This is a genomic window from Streptomyces sp. NPDC002698 (assembly GCF_042888945.1).
In the GTDB taxonomy this organism is placed as follows: Bacteria; Actinomycetota; Actinomycetes; order Streptomycetales; family Streptomycetaceae; genus Streptomyces.
Map to the genome: position 1 here is coordinate 133,069 of NZ_JBIAQM010000004.1, position 15,271 is coordinate 148,339.

Below are 15,271 nucleotides of genomic sequence, written 5' to 3' on the forward strand. Positions count from 1 at the left end.
GGAGGGCGAGCGCCGTGATTCCCGGAGAGTTCCTCTTCGCCGACGAACCCGTCGTGTTCAACGAGGGTCGTGAGGCCACCCGGCTGACCGTTCTCAACGCCGCCGACCGCCCCGTCCAGGTCGGCTCCCACTACCACTTCGCCGAGGCCAATCCCGGTCTGGACTTCGACCGCGCCGCCGCGCACGGCAAGCGGCTCAACGTCGCCGCCGGGACCGCCGTGCGCTTCGAGCCCGGGATTCCCGTCGAGGTCGAACTCGTCCCGCTCGCCGGCGCCCGTGTGGTGCCCGGACTGCGCGGGGAGACCGGAGGTGCCCTCGATGCCTGAGATCTCGCGTGCCGCGTACGCCGATCTGTTCGGTCCGACGACCGGGGACCGTATCCGCCTCGCCGACACGGACCTGCTGATCGAGATCGAGGAGGACCGAAGCGGCGGGCCCGGACTCGCCGGTGACGAGGCGGTGTTCGGCGGGGGCAAGGTCATCCGCGAATCCATGGGCCAGGCACGCGCCACGCGCGCGGACGGCACCCCGGACACGGTCGTCACCGGCGTCGTGATCGTCGACCACTGGGGGATCGTCAAGGCGGACGTCGGCATCCGCGACGGCCGGATCGCCGGCATCGGCAAGGCCGGCAACCCGGACACCATGGACGGCGTCCATCCCGACCTGGTGATCGGCCCCGAGACCGAGATCATCTCGGGCAACGGACGGATCATGACCGCGGGCGCCATCGACGCCCACGTCCATCTGATCTGTCCGGGGATCGCCGACGAGGCCCTCGCCTCCGGCATCACGACGCTCGTCGGCGGCGGCACGGGGCCCGCCGAGGGCTCCAAGGCGACCACCGTGACCCCCGGCCCCTGGCACCTGGCCCGGATGCTGGAGGCGATGGAGGGGTACCCGCTCAACTTCGGTCTGCTCGGCAAGGGCAACACCGTCTCGCACGAGGCGATGCTCTCGCAGATCCGGGGCGGCGCCCTCGGCCTGAAGATCCACGAGGACTGGGGCTCGACGCCCGCCGCGATCGACGCCGCCCTCACCGTCGCCGACCGCACCGGCATCCAGGTCGCCATCCACACCGACACCCTGAATGAGTCCGGGTTCGTCGCCGACACCCTCGCCGCCATCGCCGGACGCGGTATCCACGCGTACCACACGGAGGGCGCGGGCGGCGGGCACGCGCCGGACATCATGACCGTGGTCTCCGAGCCGTACGTCCTGCCCAGTTCGACCAACCCGACCCGGCCCTACACCGTCAACACCGCCGAGGAACACCTCGACATGCTGATGGTCTGCCACCACCTGAACCCGGCGGTGCCCGAGGACCTGGCCTTCGCCGAGTCCCGCATCCGGCCCTCGACCATCGGGGCCGAGGACATACTCCACGACCTCGGCGCCATCTCGATCATCTCCTCGGACTCCCAGGCCATGGGCCGCGTCGGCGAGGTCGTCATGCGGACCTGGCAGACGGCCCATGTGATGAAGCGGCGCCGGGGCCCCCTGCCGGGTGACGGCCGCGCCGACAACCACCGCGTACGTCGCTATGTCGCCAAATACACGATCAACCCGGCGCTCGCGCAGGGACTCGCCCGCGAGATCGGCTCGGTGGAGACCGGCAAGCTCGCCGACCTGGTGCTGTGGGAGCCCGCGTTCTTCGGGGTCAAGCCGCACCTCGTCATCAAGGGCGGGATGATCGCGTACGCGCAGATGGGCGACGCCAACGCGTCCATCCCGACACCGCAACCGGTCCTGCCCCGGCCGATGTTCGGGGCGATCGGGCGGGCCCCGGCCGCGAACTCCTTCAACTTCGTGGCACCGCTGGCCATCGAGGACGGGCTGCCGGAGCGGCTCTCGCTCGGCAAGCGGTTCGTCGCCATCGAGTCGACGCGGGCGGTGACCAAGGCCGACATGCGGGAGAACGACGCACGGCCCGAGGTGCGGATCGACCCCGACAGCTTCGCCGTGCACATCGACGGGGAGCTCGTCGAGGCGACTCCCGCCGCCGAACTGCCCATGGCCCAGCGTTACTTCCTCTTCTGATGTCCCGGGCGGCACTTCTCGTCCTGGCCGACGGCCGCTTCCCCGCCGGAGGGCACGCGCACTCCGGCGGGGCCGAGGCCGCGGTCAGGGCCGGACGGATCACCGGAGCGGCCGACCTGGAGGACTTCTGCCGGGGCCGGCTGCACACGAGCGGACTCGTCTCGGCCTCGCTGGCCGCGGCGGCCGCACTCGGGGTCGATCCGGTGGCCCTGGACGCGGCCGCCGACGCCCGTACGCCCTCGCTCGCCCTGCGGGTCACCGCGCGGCGGCTGGGACGGCAGCTCGCGCGGGCGGCCAGGGCGACCTGGCCCTCTGCCGAACTCGACGCGCTGGCACGGGAGTTCCCCAAGGGGGCGCATCAGCCGGTGGTGCTGGGCGTGGCCGCGCGGGCCGCCGGTCTCGGGCCCGAGGACGCCGCGTACTGCTCCGCGTACGAGTGCGTCAGCGGGCCGGCGTCGGCGACGGTGCGGCTGCTGAGCCTCGACCCGTTCGACGCGACGGCCGCGCTGGCCCGGCTCGCGCCGGAACTGGACGTCGTCGCCCACGCGGCGGCGGGTGCGGCGCGGCGGGTCCTCGACGACGGGGTCGAGGCGCTTCCCGCGGCGTCCGCACCGCTGCTGGAGATCGGTGCGGAGGCGCACGCGGCCTGGCCGGTGCGGTTGTTCGCGTCCTGACGGCCGCACGCTCCCGGACCGCCGGAAGCCAAGCGGACCTCGCCGTGGCCCGGCGGCCCCCGGCCAGCCGCCAGCCCGGCCCCCCCCGGACACCTGGACAGCCCGGTTACCCGGGCACCCGGACAGCCTGGTTACCCGGTTACCCGGTTACCCGGTTACCCGGGCACCCGGACAGCCCGGTTACCCGGTTACCCGGACAGCCTGGGCACCTGGACAGCCCGGTTACCCGGTTACCCGGGCACCCGGACAGCCTGGTTACCCGGTTACCCGGACAGCCTGGGCACCTGGTCACCTGGTCACCCGGGCACCCGGGTTGCCCAGGTCACCCGGGCGACCTGAGTAACCGGGGGCCCGTTCGCCCCGGCTCCTGGCTTTCGGAGCACCCGTTGCCGGCCCGCTACCCGAACTCGATCCCCCTTCCCCCCACCCGGCCGAACGAAGTTGGAGCCGTATCGTGCATCTCGATCACCCTCACCACGGACCGTCCGCTCTCAGCGCCGACGCCCGGAGGCCCGACGGAAGGCGCCGTGCCCTGCGCATCGGGCTCGGCGGTCCCGTCGGCTCCGGGAAGACCGCGACCGTCGCCGCGCTCTGCCGGGCGCTGCGCGACGAACTGTCCCTCGCCGTCGTCACCAACGACATCTACACCCGCGAGGACGCGGAATTCCTGCTGCGGGAGGCGGTACTGCCCCCCGAGAGGATCACCGCCGTCGAGACGGGCGCCTGCCCGCACACCGCCATCCGGGACGACATCTCCGCCAACCTCGAAGCGGTGGAGGACCTGGAGGACGAGATCGGGCCGCTGGACCTGATCCTCGTGGAGTCCGGCGGCGACAACCTCACCGCGACCTTCTCCAGGGGACTCGTCGACGCGCAGATCTTCGTGATCGACGTCGCGGGCGGGGACGACATCCCGCGCAAGGGCGGGCCCGGTGTCACGACGGCCGACCTGCTCGTCGTGAACAAGACCGACCTGGCGCCGTACGTGGGCTCCGACCTGGGGCGGATGGCCACCGACGCCAAGGCGCAGCGGGACGGACTGCCCGTGGTCTTCCAGTCGTTGCGGACCGAGGCCGGCGTCACGGCGGTCGCCGGCTGGGTGCGGGAACGACTCGCGGCGTGGACGGCATGACGACGGCGGGAGTGCGTGCCACGGCGCGGATCGAGGCCAGGGACGACGGCCGGGGCGGGACCTCGCTGCCGGTGCTGGACGGAGAGGGGCCGCTCGCCCTGCGCCGGATCCGGAGCGGCGGGTCCGAGGCGCGCGTGATGCTGGTCGGGGCGATGAGCGGACCGCTCGGCGGTGATCACCTCGCCGTCGAGGCCCGGGTCGGTCCGGGCGCGCGTCTGCGGGTCGGCTCGGCCGCCGCCACCATCGCGCTGCCCGGCCAGGCCAAAGGGGAGGCCCGCTACGACGTGCGCCTGAACGTGGCCGACGGAGGTGAACTGTGCTGGCTGCCCGAACAGTTGATCTCCGCGGGCGGCAGCGATCTCTCCGTCGCCTCGCGCATCGACCTCGAACCCGGCGCCCGGCTCGTCTTCCGGGAGGAACAGGTGCTCGGGCGCGTCGGTGAGGAACCCGGGCGGCTCACCAGCCGTCTCACCGTGCGACGCGACGGACGGGTCCTGCTCGACCAGGAGGTGGCGTGCGGTCCGGGTGCGCCCGGCGGCTGGGACGGGCCCGCTGTCCTCGCCGGGCATCGGGCACTCGGACAACTCGTCGTCGTACGGCCGGAGTTCGAGAGGGCCGCGCCGGCGGCGCGGCCGCTCGGGGAGTACGCCGCGCTCACCCCGCTCGCCGGACCCGCCGTGCTCGTGACGGCACTCGCCCCCGACGCGCTGCTGCTGCGACGGGTGCTGGACGAAGCGCTGTGCGAACTGACGTGACGTCAACTGTGTTGCGGAGGATGGCCTTTCACATCAGGTTCACCGCTCACCGGAACACGTCGTACCGGCTATCGGATTGGTAAAGAACACCGGTCACGTCTGTTCCCAGGGGCCTCACAGCCGAAAGGATCCCCGTACCAATCGCAATGATGTACGGGGAGGTCACACTTGAGGTCCAAGCGACCCACGAAACAGGTGACAGCGCTCGGTTCGGCCGGAGTGCTCGTCACCGCGACCCTGATAGCCGGCGCCGTCGCGGCCCCGTCGGCCACCGCGGACTCGCGGCACGGCCACGGGCAGAGCCGCGAGCAGCGCGGAGCGGCCGTCGCCGCCGAGCGGGCCGCCAAGGCCGGGATCGACTGGCAGGACTGCCCGGCCGACTGGGGCTTCGAGAAGCCGATCCAGTGCGGCTGGGTGAGCGTGCCGCTGGACTACGCGCACCCTTACGGCAAGCAGCTCAAGCTGGCCGTGGACCGCATCGGGAACACCGGTACCAAGGAGGAGCGCCAGGGCGCGCTCGTCTACAACCCGGGCGGCCCCGGTGGCTCCGGCATGCGCTTCCCGCGCCGTGTCACCACCAAGGCCCCGCTGTGGGCGAACACCGCCAAGGCGTACGACTTCGTGGGCTTCGACCCGCGCGGAGTCGGCCACTCGGCGCCCATCTCCTGCATCGACCCGCAGGAGTTCGTCAAGGCGCCCAAGGCGGACCCGGTCCCGGACTCCGAGGCCGACAAGCGGGCCCAGCGCAAGCTGGCCGCGGAGTACGCCGACGGCTGCGCCAAGCGCAGCGGCAAGGCCGTGCTGGCGCAGATGACCACGCCCAACACGGCACGCGACCTCGACGTCATCCGGGCCGCGCTCGGCGAGAAGAAGCTCAACTACCTGGGCGTCTCCTACGGCACCTACCTCGGGGCCGTCTACGGCACGCTCTTCCCGGGCCACGTGCGCCGCATGGTCGTCGACAGCGTCGTCAACCCGTCGCGCGAGAACATCTGGTACCAGGCCAACCTGGAGCAGGACATCGCCTTCGAGGGCCGCTGGAAGGACTGGGAGGACTGGGTCGCCAAGAACGACGCGACCTTCCACCTCGGTGACACCCGCGCCAAGGTGCAGGACCAGTGGCTGAAGCTGCGTGCCACCGCGAAGAAGGCCCCGCTGGGCGGCGTCGTCGGCCCCGCCGAGCTGATCTCCTTCTTCCAGAGCGCCCCGTACTACGACTCCTCGTGGGTGCCGACCGCCTCGGTGTTCAGCAAGTACGTCGCCGGTGACACCCAGGCGCTCGTCGACGCCGCGTCCCCCGACCTCACGGACACGGCGGGCAACATCTCCTCGGAGAACGGCAACGCCGTGTACACGGCCGTCGAGTGCACCGACGCGCAGTGGCCCACCAGTTGGAAGAAGTGGGACCGGGACAACACGCGGCTCCACGCGCAGTATCCCTTCATGACCTGGGCGAACGCCTGGATGAACCTGCCGTGCGCCACCTGGCCGGTCAAGCAGCAGACCCCGGTGAACGTGAAGACCGGCAAGGGTCTGCCGGCCGTCCTGATCGTGCAGTCCACCAATGACGCCGCCACCCCGTACACCGGCGCCGTCGAACTGCACAAGCGGCTCAAGGGCTCCCGCCTGATCACCGAGCAGGGCGCGGGCTCGCACGGTGTGACCGGACTGGTCAACCCGTGCGTCAACGGGCGGGTGGACTCCTACCTGCTCACCGGCAAGACGGACGCCGCCGACGTGACGTGCGCGCCGCACGCCACTCCGCAGCCGTAGTACTCGCCCACGAGGGGGCGGCCGGTCCGACCGGCCGCCCCCTCCGGCGTGCGCCGTGACGGCACCGCCTCAGGAGGAGAGCCAGGCGTCCTCCGCCGCGTAGTCGAAGAGGTCCCCGTAGTTCCTGGCCATCGCGGGATACGCCGCACGCCAGTCCTTCCCCGCGAGGTGCCGCTCGATCGAGGCGACCGTCTCCGGGAGCCGGTCGGCGTACCGGGTCACGGGGCGGTAGCCCAGCTCCCTCTCGGCGGCGCTCATGTCGCAGACCACGGGCAGGGGGACCGACCAGGGGGTGTCGCCGACCGTCGGGGACGGGGGAGGCCCGTCGACGAGAACGTCCTCCGTCCGGGCGCCCATCACCGCGTCGACGGCACGGACGATCTCGGCCACGGTCGGCGCGTCGGGGTCGCAGGCGTTCAGGACGCGCGAGCCCGGTCGTGCGGCGGCCAGCCGGATCAGCTCGGCGAGGGTGTGGACGCTCACCGGATGGAAACGGCTCGCGCCGCCGTACGCGAGGATCCGCCTGCGGCGTCCGTCCAGATTGCGCTTGACGACATACAGCTCGCGGGGCGTGCGGCCGTACGGGCCGTGGACGGCTCCCGCCCGCAACAGCGTCGTCGGCAACCGGTCGCCCGCGGCGAGGAGTTCACGCTCCAGGGCCGCCTTGCGCGTGCTGTACGTGGCCTCACCGGGGCGCACGGTCCCCTGGCTCTCCGGGATCGGCACCGGATACGCGGGGAAGCCGTCCGGCTCGGACTGCGTGTCGAAACCGCGCCCCTTGTCGTCCTCGTACACCGACACGCTGGAGATGACGACGGCCGAGCCCACCCGGCCGGCGAGCCCCGTCAACTGCCGCGCGTGGTCCGCTCCGTACGCGACGATGTCCACGAGTACGTCGCATCCGTCGCCGACCGCCGCGGCCAACGCGGTGTCGTCCTCCCGGTCGAACGCCGCCGTGCGCACCCCGGCGGGCCAGCCGTCGTCGCGACGGCCGCCCCGCGAAGCGGCCGTCACCTCCCAGCCGTCCCGGGCGAGCGCCGTCACGGCCGCGCGTCCGATCTGTCCTGTCGCTCCGATCACCACAGCACGTCTCATACGTAAGAAACGTACAGGACGTACATGTGGGTTCCCGGACGGGTCAACTCATCGGCATTCGGGGGAACCTGCGGCTCGCCTCGGCCCTCTCCGCCGCTTCCTCGGCCTTGACGTCGGCCGCGTACCGGTCGACGTACTCCTGCTCGGAGAGCGCCAGGACGGCGTACATGATCTCGTCGGTGATGGCGCGCAGGACGGCCTTCTCGCCCTCCATCCCGGCATAGCGCGAGAAGTCGAGCGGCTTGCCGAAGCGGATCACCACGGGGTGGATCCGCGGGAGCTTCCTGCCCGGGGGCTGGGCCTCGAAGGTGCCGATCATGGCGCAGGGGACGACCGGGGCCTGAGCCCGCAGGGCCATCACCGCGACACCCACCTTGCCCTTGTAGAGGCGTCCGTCGTGCGAGCGGGTGCCCTCGGGGTAGATCCCGAGCAGCTCGTCCTTGTTCAGCACGCCGAGGCCCTCGCGGATGGCGGCCTGTCCCGCTTCCTTGCCCGACCGGTCCACCGGAATCTGGCCGACGCTGCGGAAGAACGCCGCCGTCAGCCGTCCCTTGATGCCGGGTCCGGTGAAGTACTCGGCTTTCGCCAGGAAGGTGATCCGGCGCTTCAGGATCGCCGGCATCAGGAAGTGGTCCGCGAAGGACAGGTGATTGCCGGCCACGATGGCCCGGCCCGACGACGGTACGTGCTCAAGGCCCTCGATCCGGGGCCGGAAGACCAGTCGCAACAACGGACCCAGAAGCACGTACTTGAGCACGTAATAGAACACTGGGGCACTCCTCGTTTTCCCCGGGAGCGATCAGTGTAGGCGCGGCCGTCGCCGGGCGTAACCAGCGTGGTGTCACTCTCTGTGGCCTCTTGGCCGGTATCAGACTCCTTGCGTCAGGACTTTCTCGAGAGACCCGAGAGCCGACCGGAGTTCCGCGGCCGTGATGGTCAGCGGCGGCGCCAGCCGGATGGTCGAGCCGTGGGTGTCCTTGACCAGAATTCCCTCGTTCATCAGGCCCTGGCTGATCTCGCGGCCCGTGCCGATGGAGGGATCGATGTCGACGCCCGCCCACAGCCCCCGTGACCGGAAGCCCTCGACGCCCCGGCCCACCAGGGCCGTCAGTCCGTCCCGCAGCAGGGCGCCCAGCTCGGCCGCCGTGCGCTGGTACTCGCCGGTCTCCAGCAGGCCCACGACCGCCGATCCGACCGCCGCGGCCAGCGGATTGCCGCCGAAGGTGGAGCCGTGCTCACCCGGACGCAGCACACTCAGCACGTCCCGGCGGCCGACGACCGCGGAGACCGGCACGATGCCGCCGCCCAGTGCCTTGCCGAGCAGCAGCAGGTCGGGGACGACCGACTCGTGCTCCACCGCCAGGGTGGTGCCGGTGCGGCCGAGCCCGGACTGGATCTCGTCCGCGACGAAGAGGCAGCCGGTGCGGCGGGTGAGCTCGCGGACGCCGGCGAGATAGCCGTCGTCCGGGATGATCACGCCCGCCTCGCCCTGGATGGGTTCGAGCAGCACCGCGGCCGTCGTCTCGTCGACCGCCGCCTCGAGCGCGGCCAGGTCGTTGTACGGCACGACCCGGAAGCCGGGCGTGAAGGGCCCGAAGCCCGCGCGGGCCGTCTCGTCGGTGGAGAAGCTGACGATCGTGGTCGTACGGCCGTGGAAGTTGTCGGCCGCCACCACGATGGTGGCCCGGCCCGGCTCGACGCCCTTCACCTCGTACGCCCACTTGCGGGCCACCTTGATGGCGCTCTCCACCGCCTCGGCGCCCGTGTTCATCGGCAGGACCATGTCCAGGCCCGTCAACGCGGCCAGGGACTCGGCGAATCCGGCCAGCTGGTCGTTGTGGAAGGCCCGTGAGGTCAGGGTGAGCCGGTCGAGCTGGCGGTGCGCCGCCTCGATCAGCACCGGGTTGCGGTGGCCGAAGTTGAGCGCGGAGTAGCCCGCCAGCATGTCGAGATAGCGCCGCCCCTCCACGTCCTCGACCCAGGTGCCCTCGGCGTGCGCGACGACCACGGGCAGCGGGTGGTAGTTGTGCGCCAGGACGGGGCCCTCGGCCCGGATCAGTTCCTCGGAGCTGCGGGTGCCTGCGCCGGCGGGCTCGGTCGCACGGGCGGGAGCGGTCATGAACGGATCTCCTGTGTGCAGCACTTGATGCCGCCGCCGGCCTTGTGGAACTCCGACAGGTCGACGGGGACGGGGACGTAGCCATGGTGGACCAGCCGGTCGGCGAGTGCCTCGGCGCGCGGCGCGATGAAGACGTGGCGGCCGTCCGAGACGGAGTTGAGGCCGAAGGCGAGGGCGTCCTCACGGGTGGCGAGCACCGCGTCGGGGAACAGCCGGCTCAGCACCTCGCGGCTGCCCGGCGAGAACGCCTCCGGGTAGTACGCGATGTTGTCCTCGTCGAGGACGAAGAGCGCGGTGTCCAGGTGGTAGAAGTGCGGGTCCACCAGGCGCAGGCTGATCACCGGGACGCCGAAGAACTCCTGGACCTCGCGATGGGCCTCGGGCGTGGTGCGAAATCCCGTACCGGCGAGGATGTAGCGGCTCGTCGGGACGAGGTCGCCCTCGCCCTCGCACACCGACTCCGGGCGGTAGACGTCGAAGCCGGCCGTCTTGAACCAGGTCTCGTACGCGGTGGACTCGGGGCGGCGCTCGGGCGCGTGGAAGGACGAGCCGAAGACACGGCCCTCCAGGACGAGCGCGCAGTTCGCGGCGAAGACCATGTCGGGAAGCCCGGGGACCGGTTCGACGGAGTCGACGGTGTGGCCGTGCGCGCGATAGGCGCTGATCAGCGCCTGCCACTGATCTCGCGCGAGATCGACGTCCACGGGGGTGTCGGGACGCATCCAGGGGTTGATCGCGTACTGCACGGCGAAGTGTCTGGGGTCGCAGACGAGGAAGCGCCGGGGGCGCGGCACACGGCTTTCGGACACAGAGAGGTTCCTCCGCTTCCTGCGGTGTCGGCTGGTGGGATACCTCCACGGTAAGAAGTGAGGGCCAGGCACGACAAGCGACGAGAGCTGCGCATATACGCAGGACCGCTGCGTGAACGGCAGGTTCAGCGCACGTTTCCTGCGTCATCGGGAGCCGCGTGGGTCGCCCCGGCCTCCGGGGCCTCGGGCAGCAGATGGGACAGCACCATGTAGCTGATCGTCTTCCGGATGAACGGCTCCACCCGGATACGCTCCAGGACCTCCTCGAAGTGCTCCACGTCGACGGCCCGTACATGCAGCAGCGCGTCCGCGCCCCCGGTCACCGTCATCGCCGCGGTGATCTCCGGATGGTTGCGCACCACCTCCGCGAGCCGCCTGGGCGGGGCCGCGCCCTCGCAGTACACCTCCACGTACGCCTCCGTGCGCCAGCCGAGCGCCGCGGGTTTCACCGTGGCCGTGAACCCGGTGATCACGCCGGTCTCGCGCAGCCGGTCGACACGGCGCTTGACCGCCGTCGCGGACAGCCCGATCGCCGCGCCGATCTCCGCGAAGCTCGTCCGGGCATTGGCCATCAGAGCGGTGATGATCTTGCGGTCGAGCTCGTCGAACATCGCGGGCTTGCTGCTCATGGGCGCACTGTATCCAGCGGTGACCACCACCCGGTCGGCGGCGACGGCCGTGTCCCGCACGTGTCCAGCCACGCGAATCGCTCCTACACTCCACTCTCATGCTGCGCGCGCTCGCCGTCGACGACGAACAACCCTCCCTCGAGGAGCTGCTGTATCTGCTCAACGCCGATCCCCGGGTCTCCAGCGCCGAGGGCGCGAGCGACGCGACCGAGGCGCTGCGCCGCATCAACCGGGCCCTCCAGTCGGGCCCCGGCGGCCCCGAGGCGATCGACGTCGTCTTCCTCGACATCCACATGCCCGGCCTGGACGGGCTCGACCTGGCCCGGCTGCTCGGCGGGTTCGCCCAGCCGCCGCTCGTCGTGTTCGTGACCGCCCACGAGGGGTTCGCCGTGCAGGCCTTCGAACTCAAGGCCGTCGACTACGTCCTGAAGCCCGTACGCCGCGAACGGCTCGCCGAGGCGGTCCGCAGGGCCGCCCAACTGCGCGACACCACACCCCTGATCCCCGTCCACGAGCCCGACCCCGACCAGATATCCGTCGAACTCGGCGGAGTGACACGCTTCGTGGCCGTCGAGGACATCACCCACGTCGAGGCCCACGGCGACTACGCCCGGCTGCACACCGCACAGGGCAGCCACCTGGTCCGCATCCCGCTGTCCACCCTCGAAGAACGCTGGCGCCCCCGCGGCTTCGTCCGCATCCACCGGCGCCACCTCGTCGCCCTGCGTCACATCGGCGAACTCCGCCTGGACGCGGGCACGGTGAGTGTCCTCGTCGACTCCGTCGAACTCCAGGTCAGCCGCCGCCACGCCCGCCAACTGCGCGATCTGCTGCTGCGCCGGACCACGAGCTGAGGAGCACCGCGTGCCGCAGGACCCCACCGAACGCCGCGTGGTCGTCACCGGCGTGCCCCGGCGCGCCCGCCGGACGTCCGGCTACTACCGGCCGAGGACCGAGATCGACGAGCAGACCACCCTCGGCCACACCTATGTGCGGTCCCTGATGCGCAGTCAATTCCGGGCCGCGTGCGTCACGTTCGCCGTCCTGGTCCTGCTCGTCGGACCACTGCCGCTGGTCTTCGCCGCGATGCCGGACGGGGCCACCCTGGAATGGGCCGTCCTCGGCTTCTGCCTCTACCCGCCGCTCGTGCTGCTCGCCCGCTGGTACGTGCGGCGCGCGGAACGCAACGAGAGGGACCTCGTGCGCCTGGTCGAGGACCGCTGAACCGTGGACGAGAACTACTCCGTTCCCGCCGTCGCCCTCGTCGTCCTCGCGACCGTCCTGGTCGGCGCGTTCGGGCTGCGCATCTCCCGGACCACCTCCGACTTCTACGTCGCCTCGCGCACCGTCGGCCCCCGGCTCAACGCGGCCGCGATCAGCGGCGAATACCTCTCCGCCGCCTCCTTCCTGGGCATCGCCGGCCTCGTGCTCGTCCAGGGACCCGACATGCTCTGGTACCCGGTCGGCTACACCGCCGGCTATCTCGTGCTGCTCCTCTTCGTCGCGGCACCCCTGCGCCGCTCCGGCGCCTACACCCTGCCCGACTTCGCGGAGGCCCGGCTCGGCTCCCAGGCCGTCAGACGGCTCGCCGGGGCGTTCGTCGTCGGCGTCGGCTGGCTCTACCTGCTGCCCCAACTGCAGGGAGCGGGACTGACGCTCGCGGTGCTGACCGACGCCCCCGACTGGTTCGGCGGGGTACTGGTCGCCGTCGTCGTGGTGGCCACGGTCGCGGCCGGCGGCATGCGCAGCATCACCTTCGTCCAGGCCTTCCAGTACTGGCTCAAGCTCACCGCCCTGCTCGTCCCCGCGCTCTTCCTGATCCTCGCCTGGCAGTCCCACGGCGCCCCCCGCGACGCCTTCGAGGAACCGCCGGCCTTCCGCGAACAGCGCCTCGTCCGGATCGATTCCACACTCGACCTGAAGCTCACCCGGCCACTGACCGTCACCGCCACGGGCACCGTCGACGGCCGGCGGTACGAGGGCACGCGCGTCCGGCTCCCGCGGGGCACCCACCGCGTCGACGGCGGCACCCGGCTGACCTTCGACCGGGGCACGCCGGTCCCGGCGGCCGAACGGGGCAGCGACGACGCCCTGGCGACCTCCCCGGCCGCCGGCCGCGAGGAACGCCCGCTCTACGCCACCTACGGCCTGATCCTCGCCACCTTCCTCGGCACGATGGGCCTCCCGCACGTCGTCGTCCGCTTCTACACCAGCCCGCACGGTGTCGCCGCCCGCCGCACCACCGTCGCCGTACTCGGCCTGATCGGCGCCTTCTATCTCCTGCCGCCCGTCTACGGAGCGCTGGGCCGGCTGTACGCCCCCGAACTCAGCCTCACCGGCGACGCGGACGCCGCCGTCCTCCTGCTGCCCGACAGGATGATCGGCGGAGTCGGCGCGGACCTGCTCGGGGCGCTGGTCGCGGGTGGCGCCTTCGCCGCGTTCCTCTCGACGGCGTCCGGGCTCACCATGGCGGTCGCCGGGGTGCTCACCCAGGACGTCCTGCCCTCCCGCGGGGTACGGCACTTCCGGCTCGGCACCGTCCTGGCGATGGCCGTACCGCTCGCCGCGAGCGTGCTGGTGGGAGGGCTGCCCGTCGCCGACGCGGTGGGGCTCGCGTTCGCCGTGTCCGCGTCCTCCTTCTGCCCGCTGCTGGTCCTCGGCATCTGGTGGCGGCGGCTCACCCCGCCCGGGGCGGCGGCCGGGATGATCGGCGGCGGCGGCGCGGCCCTCGTCGCCGTCGGCGCCACCATGGCCGGCTATCCGGGGACGACGGGCTCCCTGCGCGCCCTGCTCGCCTGGCCGGCGCTCTGGTCGGTGCCGCTCGGCTTCGTGACCATGGTGCTGGTCTCCCTGGCCACCGCCGCCCGCGTACCGCCCGGCACGGCCGCGATCCTCGCCCGCTTCCACCTCCCGGAGGAACTCACGGACGGCCAGGTCCGCGCGGCGGTCGGCGCCCCGGCGGGCACGAAGGAGACCGGCGGGACGGTGAGCCGGTGAGCGGATTCGTCGCCGGGCTGTGTGTGGCCGTGCTCCCCTTGCTGGCGGCCGGATTCTGGCTCGGCAGGCGTACCGCGCGGCCCGAGAACCTCGGAGGACTCGGCACCCCGGTCGAGCACGCCACCTTCGAGACCCTGCACACCGCCTCGCTCGCCGCGCCCCCGCTCCGCGCCGGACTCACCGGGGAGACGGCCCGCCGGTCCGCCCGCCGGCTGCGGACCCTGCTCGGCACGGACGCCCTGTGCCTCACCGACCAGGAGACGGTCCTCGCCTGGGACGGCGTCGGCGCCCACCACCGCGCCGAGGTCATGGAACGTCTCGGCGGCCCGCTGGAGACCGGCCGGGGCGAGGCCTTCAGGCTGACCTGCGACGAGCCCGACTGCCCGCTGCGCTGGGCCGTCGTCGCACCGCTCACCGTCGACGAACGGGTGCACGGAGCACTCGTCGCCTGCGCGCCCCGCGAGTCCGCGGTTCTCGTACGCGCCGCCGGCGAGGTCGCGCGCTGGGTATCCGTCCAACTGGAACTGGCCGACCTCGACCGGTCCCGGACACGGCTGATCGAGGCGGAGATCAAGGCGCTGCGCGCCCAGATATCCCCGCACTTCGTCTTCAACTCGCTCGCCGTGATCGCCTCGTTCGTCCGCACCGACCCGGAGCGCGCCCGCGAGCTCCTCCTGGAGTTCGCCGACTTCACCCGCTACTCGTTCCGCAGGCACGGAGACTTCACCACGCTCGCCGACGAGCTGCACGCCATCGACCACTATCTGGCACTCGTCCGGGCCCGCTTCGGCGAGCGGCTGTCCGTCACCCTCCAGATCGCACCGGAGGTGCTGCCGGTCGCGCTGCCCTTCCTCTGCCTCCAGCCCCTGGTGGAGAACGCCGTCAAGCACGGACTCGAGGGCAAGACCGACAAGAGCCACATCAGCATCACGGCGCAGGACGCGGGAGCGGAGGCGCTCGTGGTCATCGAGGACAACGGCGTGGGCATGGACCCCGAACGGCTGCGCCGCATCCTGTCCGGCGAGGCCAGCCCCTCCGGGGGGATCGGCCTCTCCAACGTCGACGAACGGCTGCGTCAGGTGTACGGCGACGATCACGGCCTGGTCATCGAGACCGCGGTGGGAGCGGGAATGAAGATCACCGCCCGGCTCCCCAAGTACCAGCCCGGCGTGCACTCGGCGGCCGGCCGCCCCCGGCAGTGACGGGTGGACCCGGCGGACGGACCCGGCGGACCGGGGGAGAGGCCCG

General features: G+C 71.9%; 15 protein-coding genes. 10 read left to right on the top strand and 5 right to left on the bottom strand.

Translation table 11 applies throughout. The features are described from left to right. Positions 1-14 precede the first annotated feature (14 nt). From ACFYW9_RS07710 to ACFYW9_RS07735, 6 genes are all read left to right on the top strand, one after another. The gene (locus ACFYW9_RS07710; RefSeq protein ID WP_329298424.1) at positions 15-326 is read left to right on the top strand and encodes an urease subunit beta; all 312 of its coding nucleotides are present in this window, start codon (positions 15-17) and stop codon (positions 324-326) included. Beyond that, positions 319-2,040: an urease subunit alpha gene (locus ACFYW9_RS07715; protein WP_389146104.1), complete on the top strand. Its 1,722-nt coding sequence runs from the start codon at positions 319-321 to the stop codon at positions 2,038-2,040. Before ACFYW9_RS07710 ends, ACFYW9_RS07715 begins: the two co-directional genes overlap by 8 nt. Next, positions 2,040-2,714, top strand: a complete 675-nt coding sequence (locus ACFYW9_RS07720) for an urease accessory protein UreF (RefSeq protein ID WP_389146107.1) — start codon at positions 2,040-2,042, stop codon at positions 2,712-2,714. Before ACFYW9_RS07715 ends, ACFYW9_RS07720 begins: the two co-directional genes overlap by 1 nt. A gap of 454 nt (positions 2,715-3,168) precedes the next feature. Beyond that, on the top strand, positions 3,169-3,846 hold the full coding sequence (gene ureG, locus ACFYW9_RS07725; protein ID WP_351865775.1) for an urease accessory protein UreG: 678 nt from the start codon (positions 3,169-3,171) through the stop codon (positions 3,844-3,846). Then, positions 3,843-4,601: an urease accessory protein UreD gene (locus ACFYW9_RS07730; RefSeq protein WP_389146724.1), complete on the top strand. Its 759-nt coding sequence runs from the start codon at positions 3,843-3,845 to the stop codon at positions 4,599-4,601. Before ureG ends, ACFYW9_RS07730 begins: the two co-directional genes overlap by 4 nt. 168 nt (positions 4,602-4,769) lie before the next feature. Next, positions 4,770-6,374, top strand: coding sequence for an alpha/beta hydrolase (locus ACFYW9_RS07735; protein WP_389146110.1), 1,605 nt, complete (start codon positions 4,770-4,772; stop codon positions 6,372-6,374). A gap of 69 nt (positions 6,375-6,443) precedes the next feature. Here the strand turns inward: ACFYW9_RS07735 and ACFYW9_RS07740 are convergent, their stop codons facing one another. From ACFYW9_RS07740 to ACFYW9_RS07760, 5 genes are all read right to left on the bottom strand, one after another. Continuing rightward, the gene (locus tag ACFYW9_RS07740) at positions 6,444-7,457 is read right to left on the bottom strand and encodes an NAD-dependent epimerase/dehydratase family protein (RefSeq protein ID WP_389146727.1); all 1,014 of its coding nucleotides are present in this window, start codon (positions 7,455-7,457) and stop codon (positions 6,444-6,446) included. A 55-nt stretch (positions 7,458-7,512) separates the two neighbouring features. Continuing rightward, positions 7,513-8,238, bottom strand: coding sequence for a lysophospholipid acyltransferase family protein (locus tag ACFYW9_RS07745; RefSeq protein WP_389146113.1), 726 nt, complete (start codon positions 8,236-8,238; stop codon positions 7,513-7,515). 99 nt (positions 8,239-8,337) lie between these two features. Continuing rightward, complete coding sequence (gene rocD, locus ACFYW9_RS07750; protein ID WP_351865765.1) at positions 8,338-9,588, bottom strand: ornithine--oxo-acid transaminase; 1,251 nt, start codon at positions 9,586-9,588, stop codon at positions 8,338-8,340. After that, entirely contained in the window at positions 9,585-10,397 is an 813-nt protein-coding gene (gene ddaH / locus ACFYW9_RS07755) for a dimethylargininase (protein ID WP_389146118.1), read from the bottom strand. The genes rocD and ddaH overlap by 4 nt, the downstream gene beginning before the upstream one ends. Positions 10,398-10,522: 125 nt before the next feature. Beyond that, positions 10,523-11,026 (bottom strand): Lrp/AsnC family transcriptional regulator, encoded by a 504-nt coding sequence (locus tag ACFYW9_RS07760; protein ID WP_351865762.1) that lies wholly within the window; start codon positions 11,024-11,026, stop codon positions 10,523-10,525. 98 nt (positions 11,027-11,124) lie between these two features. Here ACFYW9_RS07760 and ACFYW9_RS07765 point away from each other — a divergent pair, with 98 nt between their 5' ends. The 4 genes from ACFYW9_RS07765 to ACFYW9_RS07780 are packed head-to-tail and all read left to right on the top strand — an operon-like array spanning position 11,125 to position 15,225. Next, the gene (locus ACFYW9_RS07765; protein ID WP_351865759.1) at positions 11,125-11,880 is read left to right on the top strand and encodes a LytTR family transcriptional regulator DNA-binding domain-containing protein; all 756 of its coding nucleotides are present in this window, start codon (positions 11,125-11,127) and stop codon (positions 11,878-11,880) included. Between the two features lie 10 nt (positions 11,881-11,890). After that, a complete protein-coding gene (locus ACFYW9_RS07770; protein WP_351865756.1) occupies positions 11,891-12,250 on the top strand; it encodes a hypothetical protein in 360 nt (119 codons plus the stop codon). Between the two features lie 3 nt (positions 12,251-12,253). Continuing rightward, positions 12,254-14,023, top strand: a complete 1,770-nt coding sequence (locus ACFYW9_RS07775) for a cation acetate symporter (RefSeq protein WP_389146123.1) — start codon at positions 12,254-12,256, stop codon at positions 14,021-14,023. Next, on the top strand, positions 14,020-15,225 hold the full coding sequence (locus ACFYW9_RS07780; protein WP_351865752.1) for a histidine kinase: 1,206 nt from the start codon (positions 14,020-14,022) through the stop codon (positions 15,223-15,225). Before ACFYW9_RS07775 ends, ACFYW9_RS07780 begins: the two co-directional genes overlap by 4 nt. The last annotated feature ends 46 nt before the right edge of the window (positions 15,226-15,271 follow it).